We start from the raw sequence: 17208 nt of genomic DNA on the forward strand, positions 1-17208 counted from the left end.
TCGCTTTGAAATCCCCCGGTCAATGGGATTTTTATGCCGATAAAACTGGAACTTATCTGTGGATATGGCGGGTGCCACGGCTGCTGCGGCCCACCGTGCAGGTCCGGCCAGCCTTGTCCGTATGAGCACCGCAGCCAACCCCCCATATGAGGCTGCGACAAAAACCGCGGGCTCGCCGCCCGCGCTGGCAGCGAACGCCATTTCCCCCTAAGATGGCGCCATCTTTATGACCATTGCCTCAACCCACAGGATCCTCGATGTTAAAGCACCTGCTTCTGCTCCCCCTCAGCCTGCTGCTGGCCGCCTGTTCACTCACCCAGTACAACGTCAGCGAAGGGGAGATCAACCAATACCTCAAAGAGAGGGTCGCCTTCGAAAAGCAGCTGGGGATCCCCGGCATCATGTCGAGCAAGATCCGCCTCGATGAGATGCAAAGCCGCATCGGTCGCCGCCAGGCCGACCGGGTCGAACTGGATGCCGCCGGCGATCTGCAGGTGGCGAGCCCCCTTGGCAGCCAGCAGATGAAGATCCGCCTCTCCCTGAGCGCCCGCCCCGACTACGTGGCCGAGCAGGGCGCCATCTACCTGCGCGATCTCGAGCTCATCTCGGTCAAGACCGAGCCGGCCGACGTGGGCACCGCCCTCACCCCGCTGCTGCCCACCTTCAACCAGTCGCTCTCGCTGTTCCTCTCCCAGACCCCCGTCTACCGGCTTGACGGCAGTCGCAAGAACGAAGCCAGGATCAAGGATAAAGTCGAAGCCCTCAAGGTGGAGCCCGGCCGACTGGTCATCCCCTTCAAGCTGCTCTGATCCCCAACCGCGCCCCTCTTCTCTTCAACTCCAGGGGCGCGGTTTTTTCTTCTCAAGCTCCCCCCTTTGCCTCATAATGCACACCATTCTCATTTAGATTCATGAGAAGCGTCATAATAAAATCAAACATATGGTGAGAAGGGACATGAGAAAAACCGTACTGGTCCAGGCGATCGCCTGCGCGATCCTGAGCGGCGCCGCACACGCCGCTGTCAAGGTAGAAGACAAGACATTCAACACCGCCGCCAACATGCTGGCCTACACCGAGTTCGAACTCTCCGGCGAGCCGCTGGCCGAGGCCCTCGGTCTGGATCTGGATGTGCTGGACGCCAACCGCGCCGATGAGCCGACCCCGTTCGACTTCGCCGCCGGCATCGAATCCTACGAATACTCCGAAGAGGCGATGTACGCCCTCAACTATCAATCCGGCATGGGCCCCCATCTGGTTAACGGTCCGCAAAACCAGGCTCGCGGCGGCACCATGGCCTCCCTCGGCCAGCGGGTGCTGGCCATGGCCGATGCGGTCGGCTTCCCGGCCGATGAAGTGCCGCAGGGCATGTATCCCCTCTCCCTGCCCTACTCCTCCGCCAATCCGGAGTTCGCGCAAGCCGTCAACGCCACCCCGGTCAACGGCGACCAGATCACCATCAAGACCGCCAAGGGCAACGAAAAGAGTGTCAAGACCCAGGTGCCGGCCTACTTCCGCGACTACGCTACCCTGCGCTGGAGCGGCAGTGACAACCTGCTGGTGCCGGCGGCCGTGGGCGGCATCCTGCTCAAAGAGGTGATGTGGTCCCAGGACTTCCTCGGCGGCATGCACGTGGCCGAGACCGATGAGGAGGTGGAAGCCGCGTCCGCCACCATGGATCAGGACGGCAAGCACAAGCTGGGGGTCTCTGCCGCCGACGGTTTCAACGGCATGATGCTGACCGAGCAGTCCATCGACAAGCTGGCCATCCTGCAGGGTCAGCTCGGCTTTGACGGCAAGCAGCTGGGTGCCAAGATCACCCCGCAGTACGATCCGGCCAAGGGTATCGTCTACTTCCCCCATCAGGTGAAAGTGACCGAGACCGGCAAGAACGACGTCGGCGCCATCGGCAAGCTCGAGGTGGTGGACGGCTCAGCCCAACTGCGCGACGCCTGGATGATGCTGTGGCCGCTCTCCGAGTTCTACGCCTTCACCGATCAGCGCAGCGCCAACACCAACCAGAACCCGGCCTTCCACGCCGTGTTCGACGGTGCCCCGTTCGCCGCCACACCGGCTGCCAACAAGGGCAGCGATGCCGCCAAGCTGGTAGCGGGTGACGATGCCTTCTCCCTGGCGCTGAACCTCTCCGGCATGGTGTTCAAGAACCTCAATGCCCTGCACTTCGAACCCAAGGCCGGCACCCTGGTCGACAGCTGGCAGGCCGGCAAACAGGGCAAGCACGTCACCACCTTTGACGCCGCCTACAGCCTGGTCGCCCTGCAGATCTTCCAGCGCGCCCAGGATGCGCTGCCGGTCGGCTACGCCGCCGGTGACAATGGCGAACTGAACCTGAAAACCGCTCAGGGCCAGCAGGCGCTGGTGCTTATTCGCCAGCAGGCCGACTTCATCCTCGCCAATCTCAAGGGCAAAAATGGGCTGGTGCACGATGGGGTCACCCTGGGTGGCAAGCTCGATGCCGGCCAGTCCATCGACGCGCAGTTTGCCGCCATCCGCGGCCTGACCGCCGCCTTCCTGGCGACCTCGGATGCCAAGTACCGCACGGCGGCGCGCGAGCTGTTCATCGCCGCCGACAAGGCCTACTTCAACCAGAAGGCCGGTACCTGGCTCGCCGGCAAGCAGGGCGAATACACCCCCTGGACCCAGGCCGCCATCTCCGGCGCCCTGCGCTCCGCCATGCTGAACCTGCGCAACGAAGGCGGCGAGAAAGCCCCGGCGCTGGAGCTGGCCCAGCTGACCCAGCGCTATGTGAGCTGGTTCCGTGGCACCGTCAACGGCGGCATGCAGATGGCCGAGTGGATCGGCGACTCCGGCGAGAACGTCATCGAAGGGGCCGGTGGTGACACCGACGAAGATGGCGTCCCGCAAGTGACCGCCGCCGGTGGCAAGCACGGCACCGCCATGGTGATGGCCGCCAAGGCGCTGATCACCGAAAAATAATCAGCCACTCGCTGAATAGAAAAAGGGAGCCATATCGGCTCCCTTTTTAGTTGTGGCGTCTGGCGTTGGGCATGACCTCACCCCAGCTTGGCCAGCATCTCCTTGGTCACCAGCACGATGCCCTGCTCGGAGCGATAGAAGCGGCGGCTGTCCTCGTCCGCGTTCTCCCCCACCACCAGCCCGTCGTGCAGCTTGCAGCCCTTGTCCACCACCACCCGCCGCAACCGGCAACCCGAGCCAATCTCGACGCCGGGGAAAATGATGGCCTGATCCAAGGTGCAGAAGGAGTGCACCCGCACATGGGTGAACAGCACGGAGTTGAGCACGAAGGAGCCGCTGACGATCGAGCCCCCCGCGAACATGGAGTTGATGGTCATGCCGTGCTGGCCGTTTCTGTCCTGTACGAACTTGGCCGGCGGCGTCATGGTCTGGCTGGTCCAGATGGGCCAGTTCTCGTCATAGATGTCGAGTTCGGGCACCACGGAGGCGAGATCCATGTTGGCCTCCCAGAACGAATCCAGGGTACCCACGTCACGCCAGTAGGGTTTCTGCCCCTCCTTGGCCCCCACGCAGGACATGGTGAACGGGTGGGCAAACGCCTTGCCCTCCCCCACGATGCGCGGGATCACGTCCATGCCGAAATCGTGTTTGGACTCCTGGTTGTGAATGTCCTCTTCCAGCAGCTGATAGAGGTACTCCGCCTCGAAGATGTAGATGCCCATGGAGGCCAGGGAGACATTCTCGTTGCCCGGCATGGCGGGCGGGTTGGCCGGCTTCTCCACGAAGGCGCGGATCTTGCGCTGCTCGTCGATGTCCATCACCCCGAAGGCGGAGGCCTCCGCACGTGGCACCTCGATGCAGGCCACCGTCACCTTGGCGCCGAGGCGCACGTGATCGAGCAGCATGGCGGCATAGTCCATCTTGTAGATGTGATCCCCCGCCAGCACCACTATGTATTTGGGGCCGTAGTCGCGAATGATGTCGACGTTCTGATAGATGGCGTCGGCGGTGCCGCGATACCAGTGCACCTCGTCCACTCGTTGCTGGGCGGGCAACAAGTCGATGAACTCGTTCATCTGGTAGCGCAGGAAGGACCAGCCCGATTGCAGGTGGCGCAACAGACTGTGGGACTTGTACTGGGTCACCACCCCCACCCGGCGAATGCCCGAGTTGATGCAGTTGGAGAGCACGAAGTCGATGATGCGGAACTTGCCGCCAAAATGGACGGCAGGCTTGGCGCGGTTGTCGGTCAACTGCTTCAGGCGACTGCCCCGTCCCCCCGCGAGCACCAAGGCCATACTCTGGTTCAATAGTTGCCGTGCTTTGGCAGTATTTACGGGTTCTAACAACATAATTACCTCTGCCTTGTTTTGGTCCATTTTCGATTCATCTTCGCCTGTTTCCGGCGCCATGAAAGTGGTTTCACTCACATTTAACTGATTTCAATTGGCCCTTTTCCAGGAGTTGAGCGGGATCTCATGCTTTGCGGCGCGAGCTTGGTTAGAATTTCAACATCAACGACATCATCAAGGATGACACCATGTTGAACAAGCTCGGGAGCAACCAGCTGCTGGTGATCGCTCTCCTCTGTGCTCCCCTGCTGCTGTTGCAGGGGCTCTGGCTCGCCTTCACCAGCACGCTGCTGACCCTGCTTATCATCCTCGCCACCAGCCTGCTCGGCTTTGGCTTGCTGAGCATGCTGACCCTGCGCCTCCAGCAGGTGGAGCGCAGTCACCAGGAGCAGGTGTGGTGCCGGGCACTGCAACTGCGTGACCCCACCTGTCTGACCACCCCCGAGGCCCAGGCCGCCCTGCAGCAGCTGCTCGCCCACTTCAACGAGGCCGAGCGCGACGCCCACCGCCAGATCAGCGAGCTGCACAATCAGGCAACCCAGGACGAACTGACCCAGCTGCAAAACCGCCATGCCTTTCGCCGCGACATGACCGAGCTGCTGCAGCGGGATCAGGACACCCAGACCGCCACCCTGGTGCTGATCCGCGCCACCGAGCTTGGCAAGCTCAACGCCCAGCGCGGTTTTCAGTCAGGGGATGCCTACATCAAGGATATCGCCAATATCATCACCAGGGTGGTGAGCCGCTTCCCCGGCCATCAGGTCTACCGCATCTCGGGGGCCGACTTCGCGGTGCTGGTGCAGCCGGTCGCCAATATCCCGCCCCCCCTGCTCGGGCGGGATCTGAAGATCGCCTTCGATCACTATCAGCAGCAGCATGAACTGGAGAGCGCCGCCTACTCCGGGCTGACCCGGCTCAGCAGCGGCCAGAAGATAGAGGCCATTCTGGCCAGGGCGGATCTGGCGCTGGCACGCGCCCAGACCGAGACGGTCAACGGCTGGGCCATCCAGCAGGATGACAGCGTGGTGGAGCTGCAGGGGCAGCATCACTGGAAGCTGGTACTGACCGAGCTGCTGGAGCAGGAGCGGATCAGCTTCACCTACCAGCCGATCCAGCCCATGCACCGCAGCATGCTGGCCTACAACGAGATCTACACCCGCTTCAGCAGTGCCGACGGCACTGTGCTGCCCACCGACACCCTGTTCGCCATGGCCCAGCGGCTGGACATGGTGATGCGGCTGGAACAGATGCTGGTAACCCACGTCATGCGCCAGTACCGGGCCTTTGGCTCGAATCAGAGCCGCTGGGGCATCAACCTCTCCAGCAACCTGCTGCAAAACAGCGCCTTTCTGATCTGGCTTGACCGACAGTTGCTCAACGACCCCAACACCAGCGCCAACCTGGTGTTCGAACTGGATGAAGAACATCTGGAACGCAACCTGACCGGGGCCAAGCGGGTATTCGAGCTGCTCAGACGCAACGGCAGCCGCTCCGCCATCTGCAACTTCGGCAAGGGGATAGGGTCATTCAACCTGTTTCGCGAGCTCAAGCCCGACTACATCAAGCTGGATCCAGCCCTCATCACCGGGCTGGAGCAGGATCTGACCAACCAGCAGTTCGTGCGGATGATCGTCGACGTGTCACACCGGATGGGTTGTCAGGTGATTGCGGAAGGGGTGGAGCAGCTGGGTCAGAAGCAGCTGCTGCAGGGCATGTATGTGGACGGGCTGCAGGGCTATCTCATCGCCAAGCCCCAGCAGTTGCGGCCGGATATCAGCCAGCTCGGGCTGTTTACTGAGGATGCTTCAACTTCAACAGAGTCAGAATGATGTCGTTGAGCTGGCGATAACGCTCCAGCTCCTTCTGATCGTAGCGGGTCGCCAGGGTGGTGGGATTGTGGCGATTCTTGAGGTAACGGTTGATCTGCAGCCGGTTGAAACCGGCTACCTGATAGACCTGCCCGAGCAGAGCATTGAGCTCTTCGTGTTCAAGACCGGCCTTGGCGAGGTAATCCTCCTGGGCCGGGCTCTCCAGCTGGCAGCTCTGCTTGGCGATGCGGCCGGTCTCCTGCAGGTAGCTGAGCCACTGCTCCAGGTAGAGCGGCTTGCAGCCCGCCAGCAGATTGAAGAAGCCCACCGCATCGCAGCGGCAGTCGGTCAGCAGCAGTACCGCCAGTTGATCGTCATCGCAGCGGAAGGTGACGGGGCCGCTCTGCCCCCAGTCCAGCGCCTGAACCCGGATCTCGGCTCGCGCCCCTGCAACGCCGGTGACGTCGAATACAAACATGGCTCCTCCCGCTCGGCAAAAGGTTGATGATGGACCATCCCTCTGGCGGGTGCAAAGCCAAATCGCCTTTTCATTCAGTATTCTGCAAGCCGGCCATAAAAAAACCGACATCCGTAATGGATATCGGTTCTCGTCAGACGGGCCCAGGCCCGGCTCAATGCAGTGTGGTTCAGGCGTCCAGTTCCACCAGCGCCTTGGCCAGCTCGATGGGCTCGAGCTCCTGCCCTTCCAGATCGGCGTTCCAGTTCGGGCCGACCAGCACGTCGTCTTCGTCCAGATCGTTGATCCAGATGTCGAGGAATTCTTCCAGCTCGATCACTTCCGGCTCGTAGTCGGCCCACTCGTCCACGCAGTGCAGGCGGGCATCCCCTTCGGCAGACCAGAGCGGCATCACGTCGGCATCTTCGAACTCGGCAGAGCGGCAGACGACCCAGTCTTCACCGTAACGCAAGCCCCATACCTGACCCGACTCGCGGACTTCTTCGATGAACAGTTGGAAATTGGCGTCAAGATTGTCAGTTAACTTACTCATGGGGCTCTCTCTCTATCGGGTGCTGCGGCCACGGCAGTGCCGAGTGGCAATGCGGTGGCCAAATGGTGTCGCAAAAGTGACATGGACTCAAGCATCTTGGGGTTTATCACACAAAAAACTGCCCGCGGCCGGGTTTTACCTGACAAAACGCCTCCCGAAGGAGGCGTTTTCAGCGCAAGGGGCGGGATCAACGCTCCCAGTACACCTCTTCCAGGCTGTCTTCCTTCTCCGGCAGACCGCGCGACAGGCGCGGGCTGCTCTGGGCCAGCACCTCGTAGCTCACCCGGTTGGCGTACTTGCACACCTGGGAGAGCGAGGAGTAGGTGAGGAACTCGGCCACGTGCTTGGCGGAGTTGGGCACGGCGCTGCGGTGATAGGCGTTGGCCACCATGTCGTGCAGCACGGCGGACAGTGCCCCGTCCCCTGCCCCGTTGGTGTTTTTGATCTTCTCCGGCCCGCCCATGTAGGGGGAGATGTGGGAGTAGATGCGCTTGGGCACGCGGCAGCCGCTGCGGGTCATGGGGCGGCTGAACTCGTACATGTTGAACTCGGGGATGACACCGGGCAGCAGCGGCAGCGTGGTTTCGCGCTTGAAGTCCTCTTCGGTGTAGGCAGCCATGTAGAGCCCCACCGGCCCTGCGGTGCAGAGCACCATGTCGGCCCAGTCCAGCGCCTTGTCGGCGGCGGCCAGCGGATCGGAGAAGCCGGTCAGGGCTTCGCCCTCTTCCTCGTTCATGGCGAGCACGGTGACGTTCTCGCTGATGAAATCGCGCCACCACTGGGGGTCGGACTCGATGACGAAGCGGGTACCCAGGGTCAGCACCACCGGCACGCCTGCTTCGCGGGCATAACGCACCGCGGTCATGGCCGCGTCCTTCATCGGGGTGCCATCTTCACCACGCACCAGGTAGGCGGTGATGACCAGGGCGGAGGACTCCTTGATGATGGTCTCGGGGATGTGGGCCACATCCAGATGGTCCATCTTGCCGGCGTTGATGCCGAAGCTGCGCTCGCCCCCTTCGGTGATGAAGGTAAAGCAGCGGCCGACCGGGCCGTCTACCGGTTGCAGGTAGTCGAGGTTGACCCGTGACGAGGTGTTGCACAGGTAACGGTAGGCGTAGCTGCCGATGCGGATGTCCTGGCTCATGACGCCGAGCAGGATGGAGTGGGAGTCCGCCAGCACCGAGTAGTTGTGCATGGTGTTGCCGATGGTGCCGCCGGCAAATTCGCTCACCACCATGTTGTTGCTCTTGAGCTCGTTGTAGATCTGCTCGGCCACGTCATCGGAGATGAGCATGGAGTGGCCGCGGCTCAGGCCGTAACGCTCGAGAAATGCCAGATCAACGTGCGCCTCGATGTCGACCAGTGTCTGGTCAATCCCGACCACATAGGCCTTGCCCCGCTCCGCAAGCACCGCGCTCTGGGAGATGAGGGGATCACGACGATCCACTGGAAAGTAGTGTTTGGACTTGCGCTGACCGGGAAATTTCATAGCAATGTTCTTGTGCTCTGGGGGAAAGAGGGGCGGGATTTTAACACAATCCGCCGCGCCGAAAAGTCGCCTGATTAAAATATGAAGTCAGTATAGACACGGCCTGCAGAGGAAAACGTTTACCAAAACCCATCAAAAAAACCACCTCGCAAGGAGGTGGTTTTTGCAGCGGACAAGACTCAGCCGGCGGCGAGCCCCTGTGCCAGCGCCAGCACCGAGAAGAGCCCCAGCGCCAGCCAGAACAGCAGGGTGCCGACCAGCCTCGGCAGGTTGGGCGCCTTGGGGATCTGGATGCCGATGGCATGCAGGATGCGTCCCACCAGCAGCGCCAGGCCACCGGTATGGAGCCAGAATGCCCCGACACCCGCCAGCTCGCACAGCGCCATCAGCAGCAGGGTGAGCGGCACGTACTCGGCAAAGTTGCCGTGGGCCCGGATGGCGGCGCGCATCTCGGGTGCCTCCCCTTCCCCTATCATCACCTTGAACTGGGCCCGGCGCTTGACCACCCAGAAGGAGAGCAACAGGAACAGCAGCCCCAAGAGGCCGGCGTAAATCAGGGTGATATGCATCATGGTGAAACTCCTTCTCCTTGGACAATCAACGATCAGAGCCCCGCACCGATGGATGGTGCGGGCGATGCCCCGTCAGGCCAGCTCGCGGCAGATCAGCGACACCATCATGCGGATGTGGGCCTGATCGCTGTTGAGGGCCGGAATGTATTCAAACTGCTCGCCACCGGCGGCCATAAAGATCTCCCGGTTCTGCACCTGGATCTCCTCCAGGGTTTCGAGGCAGTCGGCGGCAAAGGCGGGGCAAATCACGTCAAGCCGCTTGATCCCGGTTGCCGGCAGGCCGCCGATGGTCACGTCGGTGTAGGGCTTGAGCCACTCCTCCTTGCCAAAACGGGACTGGAAGCTGGCGGTCCACTGGCTGGCCTCCAGCCCGAGCGCCTCAGCCAGCAGGGCGGCGGTGCGCCGGCACTGGTGACCATAGGGATCCCCTTCCCGCTCGTAGCGCTCGGGAATGCCGTGGAACGACATCAGCAGGAGCTCGCCCTGGCCTTGCTGTTCCCAGTGGCGACGCACGCTCATGGCCAGCGCCTGGATATATTCGGGGTGAGCATGGTAATCACGAATGAGCCGCACCACAGGCAGGTTGCGCTCTTTTTTCATCGCCTTGGCCCAGCCATCGAACACCGAGGCGGTGGTGCTGACCGAATACTGGGGATAGAGCGGCAACAGGATCACCCGGTTGACTCCCTTGGCCTTGAGCGCCTGCCAGCCCTCATCCAGCGAAGGGGAGCCATAGGTCATGGCCAGCTCCACCGGCACCTCGACCCCTTCGCGCTTGAGCTCCTGCTCCAGCGCCGCGCGCTGCTGCTTGCTTATCACCATCAGCGGCGAGCCCTGCTCGGTCCACACCTGCTGATAGAGCTTGGCCACCTTGGGGGAGCGGGTCGGCAGGATGATGAAGTGGAGCAGAGGACACCAGAGGTAGCGCGGCAGGTCGACGACCCGCTGATCGTGCAGAAACTGGCTGAGAAACGCCTTGACGGCGGCCGTGGTGGGCGCGGCTGGGGTACCCAGATTGACCAGCAAGATCCCGGTTTTCGTGGTCACGTATGCTTCCTGTCGTTCTGTTGTTATGTCTGAATGCAAGAAAGGGCCCATGCCGGGCCCTTGTCTCACTGGCACATTGCCGCTGGCCCCTTGGGGACGATGGCAATGGCGGGCTTAGCCCAGGATGGTCGCCAGCTGTTTGCTGACCAGATCCACCGGCTGGGTGCCATCAATCTTGACGTAACGGGTGTTGCCCGCTTCCGCTTCCTTGCCGTAGAAGCCGATGAGCGGTGCGGTCTGCTGATGGTACACATCCAGACGCTTGCGCACTGTGGTCTCTTCGTCGTCGGCACGGATCACCAGATCTTCACCGGTCACGTCGTCCTTGCCTTCCACTTTCGGCGGGTTGAACACCACGTGGTAGGTACGGCCGGAGCCGGAGTGAACGCGACGACCGCTCATGCGCTTGACGATCTCTTCGTCCGGCACGTCGAACTCCAGTACGAAGTCCACGGCAACACCGGCGTCCTTCATGGCTTGCGCCTGGGGAATGGTGCGCGGGAAACCGTCCAGCAGGAAACCGTTGGCGCAATCCGGTTGGGCAATACGCTCTTTGACCAGGCCGATGATGATGTCGTCAGAGACGAGCTGACCTGCGTCCATCACGGCTTTGGCCTTGAGGCCCAGCTCGGTGCCCGCCTTGATCGCGGCACGCAGCATGTCGCCGGTGGAGATCTGCGGAATACCGTGTTTTTCCATGATGAACTGAGCCTGAGTACCCTTGCCGGCACCCGGAGCCCCCAACAGAACAATGCGCATACACGCTCCTATTGATTGGTTATTCAATTCTTGAGAAGGCAAAAAACTACACGGTTTCGCCCATTTTCACAAGCTTGCCCCGTGTGAGTGGCTTATTTTTCACCATCTTTCCGACATGGCAATACGACCATTGGCGCAGATCCGTGTACGAAAAATGAGTGAAAATGCAGCAGCGCTGCACGCAACTGGCGCCTACCCCGGACGGGGCAGGCGCCAGAAAAGAAAGAGCCCACTGCACGCAGTGGGCCCAAACATCATGCCTGGAGTAACAGACGGTTGATACGGGAGACGAAGCTCGCCGGATCATTGAGCCCGCCCTGCTCGGCCAGCTGGGCCTGTTCGTGCAAGAGGGTGACCCACTCGCCGAACAGCGCCTCGTCCTGGATGGTATCGAGTTTCTTCACCAGGGCGTGGTCGGGGTTCAGTTCCAGAATGTACTTCTGCTCCGGCACCGGCTGACCGGCGGCGCGCATCAGCTTGATCATCTGGGTGCTCATGCCGTGGGCATCGGTGACGATGCAAGACGGTGAGTCGGTCAGACGGTGGGTGACGCGCACCTCTTTTACCGCCTCGCCGAGGCTCTGCTTGACCCGCTCCACCAGACCGGCGTTGGCTTTCTCGGCCTCTTCCTGCGCCTGTTTGGAGGCGTCGTCTTCCAGATCGCCGAGATCCAGCTCGCCACGGGTGACGGAGACCAGCTGCTTGCCGTCGAACTCGGTCAGGTGGCTCATCAACCACTCGTCGACCCGCTCCCACATCAGCAGCACTTCGACGCCCTTCTTGCGGAAGATCTCGAGGTGCGGGCTGTTCTTGGCGGCAGCGTAGGAGTCGGCGGTGATGTAGTAAATCTTCTGCTGGCCTTCCTTCATGCGGCCAACGTAATCCTCCAGCGACACGGTCTGGGCTTCACCCTCACCGGCGGTGCTGGCAAAGCGCAGCAGCTTGGCGATCTCTTCGCGGTTGGCGTAATCCTCGGCCGGGCCTTCTTTGAGCACGTTGCCGAACTCGCTCCAGAACTTGGCGTACTTCTCGGCATCATCCTTGGCCAGCTTGGCCAGCATGGTCAGCACGCGTTTGGAGCAGGCCTTGCGCAGGGAGACGGTCACCTTGTTGTCTTGCAGGATCTCACGGCTGACGTTGAGCGGCAGATCGTTGGAGTCCAGCACCCCTTTGACGAAGCGCAGGTAAGCCGGCATGAACTGCTCGGCGTCGTCCATGATGAAGACGCGCTGCACGTAGAGCTTCAGGCCGTGTTTCTGATCCCGGTTGTAGAGGTCAAACGGTGCGCGGGCCGGCACGTAGAGCAGGCTGGTGTATTCCTGCGCCCCTTCCACCCGGTTGTGACCCCACAACAGCGGATCTTCGAAGTCGTGAGCGACGTGCTTGTAGAACTCCTGATACTCCTCGTCCTTGATCTCTTTCGGGTTGCGGGTCCACAGCGCAGTGGCGCGGTTGACCTGCTCCCACTCGCCCGGGGTGCCGACGATGGTCTCGCCATCTTCTTCGCCCTCTCCAACACTATCCGGGGTGCCCTCTTTGAACATCTCCACCGGCACGCTGATGTGGTCGGAATATTTGCTCACCACGGAGCGCAGACGCCAGTCGTCGAGGAACTCGTCCTCTTCGGCGCGCAGGTGCAGGATGACGTCGGTACCGCGACCGGCTTTGGTCACATCAGCCACGGTGAAGGAACCTTCCCCTTCCGACTCCCACTGCACGCCCTGCTCCGCAGCAGTACCGGCGGCGCGGGATACCACGGTCACCTTGTCGGCGACGATGAAGGCGGAGTAGAAGCCCACCCCGAACTGACCGATCAGCTGGGAGTCGCGGCCCTGATCACCGGAGAGGTTCTTGAAGAACTCGGCGGTGCCGGACTTGGCGATGGTGCCCAGGTGCTCGATCACCTGATCACGGGTCATACCGATCCCGTTGTCGGAGATGGTCAGGGTCCGATTTTCTTTATCAACCACCAGGCGAACGCGCAACTGGCCGTCGTTTTCGAACAAAGAGGCATCGGAAAGCGCCTTGAAACGCAGCTTGTCCGCCGCATCGGAGGCGTTGGAAATAAGCTCGCGCAGGAACACTTCTTTGTTGGAGTAGAGGCTGTGGGCCATCAGGCTCAGCAGTTGTTTGACTTCAGTCTGAAACCCGTGGGTTTCGGCATGAACGCTTTGGGTCATCGACACTATCCTCAGGCGATTCGGGTTGAACATATTCCCGATCCAAGATGGGGCCGGCGATCGCCATTTCAAGGGGGACAAAACGTCGAGGCGTGCGAATGGCGATTTTTGCGCCAATCGACCCTCTTGCCCAACAAAAAACCCGCCGAGGCGGGTTCTGGTATTGCTGCTGAGTCGTGGCGCAGGACCTGTTGAAGATCAGATGCTGACTCAATTAAGGGGCTGGCGCCCCATCAGGGAGTGGGAGAGCGTAGTGCCGTCCACCAGCTCCAGCTCGCCACCCACCGGCACCCCGTGGGCAATCCGGCTCACCTTGACGCCGGCGGCGCGGGCCATGTCGGCGATGTACCAGGCGGTGGCATCCCCTTCGATGGTGGGGTTGGTGGCCAGAATAAGCTCGCTGATCGCCTCGTCTTTCAACCGCCGCTCCAGGATCTCCAGCCCCAGCTCCTCGGGGCCAATACCGTCCAGCGGCGAGAGGTGGCCCATCAGCACGAAGTAGCGGCCGGAGAACTGGCCGGTCTGCTCGATGGCAGCCACGTCCGCCGGGCTCTCCACCACGCACAGCAGGCCGTTCTCTTCGCGCTTGGGATTGGCGCAGATCTCGCAGCGCTCGTTCTCGGTGAAGGTGCGGCAGTGGCTGCAGTGGCCAATCTCGGTCAGGGCGCGAGAGAGCAGCTGGGCCAACCGCAGGCCGCCGCTGCGCTCACGCTCGAGCAGGGTAAATGCCATGCGCTGGGCCGACTTGGGGCCGACACCCGGTAGCACCTGCAGGGCTTTCATCATCTCATCCAGCAGCGGGCTGAATTTCATGGGCTTGGTATCCTTTGACGCTGTGTCGGCCGCGGCGCCCTGACGGGCAAGGAGCGCGACCGAACCTATCTTGTTGGCGCAGGACTATACCCGAGCCAATCCCGAGCGCCAATGGCCTTGTGCCCTCAGCCCTCTGCCGAAACGGGGTATGACGCTGCGCTTGCCAGCAGGATGCGCTGGCGACCGCTGTAGATCTCGGCCCGCCCCGGGCGGCAAAAGCCCACCAGAGTGAGCCCGGTCTGCTCGGCCCGCTCGACCGCGAGCTCGGTGGCGGCGGAGATGGCGAGCAAGATCTCCACCCCGGCGCTGGCGCACTTTTGCACCATCTCGAAGCTGGCGCGGCTGGTCACCAGGATGGCGCCGTCGCGCCGGCCACTGCGCTGCAGGTGCCCCACCAGCTTGTCCAGCGCGATGTGGCGTCCCACGTCCTCGCGAATGGCGAGGATGTTGCCCTCGCCATCCACGTGCACGGCGGCATGGGTCGCCCCCGTGCTCTGCCCGAGCAGCTGGAGCGGGCGCAGCGCGCTCAGCACCTTGTCGATATGGCCCACCGCAAAGCGCTGGCTGTCGGGCAGCCTTGGCTGGGCACGCACCACCTGTTCCAGGCTCTCGCTGCCACAGATGCCGCACCCGGTGCGCCCGGCCAGGGTGCGCCGTTTCTCTTTCAGGCGATGGACACAGCGATTGGCCAGGGTGATGTGCAGCTCGATGCCGCGACAGGCGCTCTGCTGCTCGATGTCGTGGATATCGAGCAGGCTGTCGATGATCCCCTCGGAGAGCGAGAAGCCGATGGCAAAATCCTCCAGATCGGCGGCCGAGCACATCATCACGCTGTGGGCGATGCCGTTGTAGACCAGCGCCACCGGGGTTTCGCAAGGCAGCTGCATGGCGCTGTCGGTGGTGACGCCACGCTGATGGTAATGGACCACCTCGCGATGGGCGCTGAGCGCCTGCGGGGTATCGGGGTCGAGTTCAAGCAACATCTGGGGGCCCCTTAGTTGAGGGTGCGGGGATCTTTGGTCGAGATCCCGAGCCGTTTCATTTTCGACAGCAAGGTGGTGCGCTTCATGCCGAGGCGCTGGGCCGCGCCCCGCTCGCCGGCAACGATGCCGTTGCACGCCTTCAGCGCCCGGATGATGCTGACCCGCTCATCCTCCCCCTGTGCCTCTTCACCCTGCGGCAAGGCGGGCAGCGGCTCGCGAAACAGCTCCCGGGCCGGCTCGTCATAGACCAGGGTCTCTATCTTGTGAAAGCCCTTGAGGGGCAGCAACTCGTCCGGCGAGAGATTCAGCACATGGCCGCGGGTCATCACCACCGCCCGCTCGATGATGTTCTCCAGCTCGCGGATGTTGCCGTACCAGGGGAGCGACACCAGCATCTTCATGGCGTCGGCCGGGATGGAGGTGATGGTGCGGCGCATCCGCTTGGCGATCTTCTTGATGAAGAAGTTGACCAGCAGTGGAATATCCTCGCGCCGCTCGCGCAGGGGCGGCAGCTCGATGGGAAAGACGTTCAGGCGGTAATAGAGGTCGCTGCGAAAGCGCTTGTTCTTGACCATGGAGAGCAGATCGCAGTTGGTGGCCGCCACCAGCCGCACATCGATGGCGATGGGGTTGCTGTTGCCCACCCGCTCCAGCTCGTGCTCCTGCAAGACCCGCAACAGTTTGGGCTGCAGATCGAGCGGCATGTCCCCCACCTCGTCGAGGAACAGGGTGCCCTTGTGGGCCCGCTCGAAGCGGCCGATGCGCTGGGTCAGCGCCCCGGTGAAGGCCCCCTTCTCGTGGCCGAACAGATCGCTCTCGATGAGGCCGGTGGGGATGGCGGCGCAGTTCACCTTGACCATCTCGTGATCGTGGCGGGCACTCAGGGCGTGAATGGCCTGGGCGATCAGCTCCTTGCCGGTGCCGGTCTCCCCCAGAATGAGCACGGTGCAGTCGCTCTGGGCCACCAGCTTCACCTTCTCCAGCACCTTCTCCATCACGGCGCTCTGGTAGATGATGTTGGCAAAGTCCCCCTGCGGCGCGGGCCCGTCGACCCGAAGCGTCTTCTCCCTGGCACCGGTGGTGTTGGAGATCTCCTGCTGCGCCTGCACGTTGTTCATGGCAATCGCCGTGCGCGCCGCCACTTGTTCGAGCAGCGAGATATCGAGGTCGGCGAAGAAATCCGCCTCGGGGTGGGAGAGGATCAACACCCCCAGCAGGTTGCCCCGATAGCGCAGCGGCAGGATGCAGGAGCTGTCGGCGTCGGGGGGCAGGATCTGGGAGGTGAAGCGGCAGCTCGACTGGCAGCCGTGACCCTGCTCGCGATAGAGGAAGAAGGGCTCGCTGTGACCGAGCGCCCCCTGCAGGCAGTTCTTCTCAAAACACGAATGGTTGATGATGCCGGGCTGTTCACGCTGCTGCTGATTGACCAGATAACTCTTGAAGCTGTCGGAGGTGGCGTTGTACTCGGCCAGGCACAGGCTGCTGATGCCAAAGTGGTGGTGCAGGATGGTGAACAGGCTCTGGGGCAACTCGGCGATGCGCACTAACTTAATCACCGCGTTGGTCACGTCCACCAGGATCTTGCAGCTGTCGCGCTCAAGGCGCAGGGAGTTGGCCTGCTCCAGGGTGCGCTCCTTGTCCAGCACGTTCTCCAGCGCAATGGCGACGATGGCCGCCAGCTGGGTCAGCTTGGCCAGGGTCTCCATCGGGAAGGCATTGGCCTCGCGGCTGATGAACTCCACCCCGCCCAGATGGCTGCGGGCGGTGGTGATGGGCAGCTGGCAGTAGGAGTGCAAGCCGTCATAGACCGGGGTGCTCGCCAGCTGTTCGCAGCGGTGGCGAAAGCGGCTCGCCGGCAGCACGATGGCCTGCTCGCGTGAAAAATGGAGATCGGCCTTGCGGCAAATGAGGTGAGCCGGCCCCTGCTCCCCCAGGTAGTAGAAGACCGCCTCCTCCCCCGTACCCAGGTTGAGGATGAGGTTGACCCGATCCACCTGGCGAAAGCAGGGCTGGATCCGGTTCAGCTTCTTGATGAAGTCGTCCAGGGTGACGGCAGAGAGCAGGTTCTTGGAGAGGGAGAGAAAGCCGTCATCCCAGATGGGTGAGATGTCGGTCAACGGAATGGCACTCACATTCAGCATTCAGGCCTCGCATTACATCTAGGGAAGGTGCGAATAAGCGGGGAAATTCTTCTCGGCTGACTCAGTCATTTCATTTCTTCATGTTTGAGCCGATTT

At 62.2% G+C, this 17208-nt stretch carries 14 protein-coding genes; 3 read left to right on the plus strand and 11 right to left on the minus strand.

Annotated elements, in window-relative coordinates:
- Positions 1-257: 257 nt before the first annotated feature.
- A complete protein-coding gene (locus PG899_RS02175; protein ID WP_024944003.1) occupies positions 258-809 on the plus strand; it encodes a lipoprotein in 552 nt (183 codons plus the stop codon).
- Between the two features lie 145 nt (positions 810-954).
- Positions 955-2955 (plus strand): hypothetical protein, encoded by a 2001-nt coding sequence (locus PG899_RS02180; RefSeq protein WP_043165837.1) that lies wholly within the window; start codon positions 955-957, stop codon positions 2953-2955.
- A 77-nt stretch (positions 2956-3032) separates the two neighbouring features.
- Here the strand turns inward: PG899_RS02180 and glgC are convergent, their stop codons facing one another.
- The gene (gene glgC / locus PG899_RS02185) at positions 3033-4307 is read right to left on the minus strand and encodes a glucose-1-phosphate adenylyltransferase (protein ID WP_270696902.1); all 1275 of its coding nucleotides are present in this window, start codon (positions 4305-4307) and stop codon (positions 3033-3035) included.
- Positions 4308-4495: 188 nt separating this feature from the next.
- Between glgC and PG899_RS02190 the strand changes: the two genes are divergently transcribed.
- A complete protein-coding gene (locus tag PG899_RS02190; RefSeq protein WP_043165838.1) occupies positions 4496-6136 on the plus strand; it encodes an EAL domain-containing protein in 1641 nt (546 codons plus the stop codon).
- Here PG899_RS02190 and PG899_RS02195 read toward each other — a convergent pair.
- The 10 genes from PG899_RS02195 to PG899_RS02240 all read right to left on the minus strand — a co-directional run bounded on the left by PG899_RS02195 (position 6099) and on the right by PG899_RS02240 (position 17112).
- Complete coding sequence (locus tag PG899_RS02195) at positions 6099-6593, minus strand: hypothetical protein (RefSeq protein WP_017408190.1); 495 nt, start codon at positions 6591-6593, stop codon at positions 6099-6101. The genes PG899_RS02190 and PG899_RS02195 overlap by 38 nt on opposite strands.
- A gap of 169 nt (positions 6594-6762) precedes the next feature.
- Positions 6763-7125, minus strand: a complete 363-nt coding sequence (locus tag PG899_RS02200; protein WP_010674427.1) for a DUF2750 domain-containing protein — start codon at positions 7123-7125, stop codon at positions 6763-6765.
- Between the two features lie 187 nt (positions 7126-7312).
- On the minus strand, positions 7313-8617 hold the full coding sequence (locus PG899_RS02205) for an inosine/guanosine kinase (protein ID WP_042067042.1): 1305 nt from the start codon (positions 8615-8617) through the stop codon (positions 7313-7315).
- A gap of 179 nt (positions 8618-8796) precedes the next feature.
- Positions 8797-9189 (minus strand): MAPEG family protein, encoded by a 393-nt coding sequence (locus PG899_RS02210; protein ID WP_190284197.1) that lies wholly within the window; start codon positions 9187-9189, stop codon positions 8797-8799.
- Between the two features lie 72 nt (positions 9190-9261).
- Positions 9262-10236, minus strand: a complete 975-nt coding sequence (gene hemH, locus PG899_RS02215; protein ID WP_270696905.1) for a ferrochelatase — start codon at positions 10234-10236, stop codon at positions 9262-9264.
- Positions 10237-10350: 114 nt separating this feature from the next.
- Positions 10351-10995, minus strand: coding sequence for an adenylate kinase (adk, locus tag PG899_RS02220; protein ID WP_011706319.1), 645 nt, complete (start codon positions 10993-10995; stop codon positions 10351-10353).
- A gap of 254 nt (positions 10996-11249) precedes the next feature.
- Positions 11250-13175, minus strand: a complete 1926-nt coding sequence (gene htpG / locus PG899_RS02225) for a molecular chaperone HtpG (protein WP_190284195.1) — start codon at positions 13173-13175, stop codon at positions 11250-11252.
- 210 nt (positions 13176-13385) lie between these two features.
- Positions 13386-13988: a recombination mediator RecR gene (gene recR, locus PG899_RS02230; protein WP_010633741.1), complete on the minus strand. Its 603-nt coding sequence runs from the start codon at positions 13986-13988 to the stop codon at positions 13386-13388.
- A gap of 125 nt (positions 13989-14113) precedes the next feature.
- On the minus strand, positions 14114-14971 hold the full coding sequence (gene fdhD, locus PG899_RS02235) for a formate dehydrogenase accessory sulfurtransferase FdhD (protein ID WP_190284194.1): 858 nt from the start codon (positions 14969-14971) through the stop codon (positions 14114-14116).
- Between the two features lie 11 nt (positions 14972-14982).
- Positions 14983-17112 (minus strand): sigma 54-interacting transcriptional regulator, encoded by a 2130-nt coding sequence (locus PG899_RS02240; RefSeq protein WP_190284193.1) that lies wholly within the window; start codon positions 17110-17112, stop codon positions 14983-14985.
- Positions 17113-17208 lie beyond the last annotated feature (96 nt).

The sequence above is a fragment of the Aeromonas sp. QDB39 genome (assembly GCF_027707585.1).
GTDB lineage: Bacteria > Pseudomonadota > Gammaproteobacteria > Enterobacterales > Aeromonadaceae > Aeromonas > Aeromonas hydrophila.